Genomic DNA, 440 nt, shown 5'->3' on the forward strand with positions numbered 1-440 from the left:
GCGTCGGCTTGGCAGAGCCACAGAACCTGGCCAAGCCGTCTCGCACCATCCGGCCAAGCTTGGCGGAGGTCAGTTCAAGGTTCTTCCCGATCGTTGTCGGGACCTTGATAGGCTGTAGGCCGAATCGCTCTGCGAGGAGGTAGTTGGGCTCCAACGGATTACGGAGCTTCCGGGTGATGTCGGCCGATACGGATCTGTATGCCTGGGAGTTGACCGTTCCGCACCGCACGGACAAAGGGAACTTGCGCTTGGCCTCCTCCGCAATGAGGCGATTGAAGGCCAAATAGACACCACGAGCCCGCCCTTTGGCGGTCGAGACGAGGCCTAGGGTGGAGGTCTTGCCGGCGCCCGCACGAGCGTCAACCTTCAACGGTTCGCCATCCAAGGACGCATCAACGACAGCGGTTTGCTCTTCGGTAGGCTGCATGTCAGGCGAGGGT

The 440-nt window shown here is 61.4% G+C and carries 1 pseudogene; it reads right to left on the reverse strand.

Annotated features, from left to right (window positions below):
* Nucleotides 1–440 (reverse strand): annotated as a pseudogene (locus HV824_RS37025) (DNA helicase); the annotation flags it as partial.

Origin of the sequence: Myxococcus sp. AM009, assembly GCF_013372605.1 — a bacterium.
Lineage (GTDB): Bacteria > Myxococcota > Myxococcia > Myxococcales > Myxococcaceae > Myxococcus > Myxococcus vastator.